Raw genomic sequence first — 882 nt, forward strand, 5'->3', positions numbered from 1 at the left:
AAGCCCGCGGCGGAGCTTGCCGCGCAATACGTCGCGGCGGGCACGTACTGGTGGAACAGCGGCATTTTCATCGTGCGGGCGAGCGTGTGGCTCGCGGCGCTCGAGCAGCTCAATGCCGACATGCACGCCGCGTGCTCGGCCGCCGCGAAAGACGGCGAGCACGACGGCAAGTTCTTCCGTCCGCAGGCCGCGCTGTTCGGCCGCGCGCCGTCGGATTCAATCGACTATGCCGTGATGGAGCACATCGGCACGCCGAGCAAGCCGTGCGACGGCGTGGTCGTGCCGCTCGTTGCGGGCTGGTCGGATCTCGGTTCGTGGGACGCCGTGTGGGACGCGATGGACAAGGACGAGTCCGGCAACGTCGCGAGCGGGCGCGTGGTGTTCGAAGGCGCGACCTCGAGCTATGCGCGCTCCGAAGGCGGACGGCTCGTCGCGTGCGTGGGCACGACCAACGTGATCGTCGTCGAGACGGACGACGCCGTGCTGGTCGCGGACCGTTCGCGCGTGCAGGACATCAAGGGGCTCGTTGCGCGCATCCGCGAGCAGCATGCGCCCGAGGCGGACACGCATCGCAAGGTGCGCCGTCCGTGGGGTTTCTACGATTCGATCGAGCACGGCGAACGCTTCCAGGTGAAGCGCATCGTGGTGTCGCCGGGTTCGAAGCTGTCGCTGCAGATGCATCACCATCGCGCGGAGCACTGGGTCGTCGTGTGCGGCACGGCGCTCGTCACGCGCGGCGAAGAGCAGTTTTTGCTGAGCGAGAACGAATCGACGTTCATTCCGCTCGGCGTGCGGCATCGCCTGGAGAACCCGGGCAAGGTGCCGCTCGAGATCATCGAAGTGCAGTCCGGCAGCTATCTCGGCGAAGACGACATCGTGCGC

1 protein-coding gene is annotated in these 882 nt (G+C 67.3%); it reads left to right on the forward strand.

Annotation, left to right across the window (positions count from 1 at the left end; translation table 11 throughout):
• Positions 1-882, forward strand: an 882-nt coding sequence (locus tag AWB74_RS44935; protein ID WP_087039606.1) for a mannose-1-phosphate guanylyltransferase/mannose-6-phosphate isomerase, incomplete at both ends; no start/stop codon positions are given.

The sequence above is a fragment of the Caballeronia arvi genome (assembly GCF_001544695.2).
GTDB classification, from domain to species: Bacteria; Pseudomonadota; Gammaproteobacteria; order Burkholderiales; family Burkholderiaceae; genus Caballeronia; species Caballeronia arvi.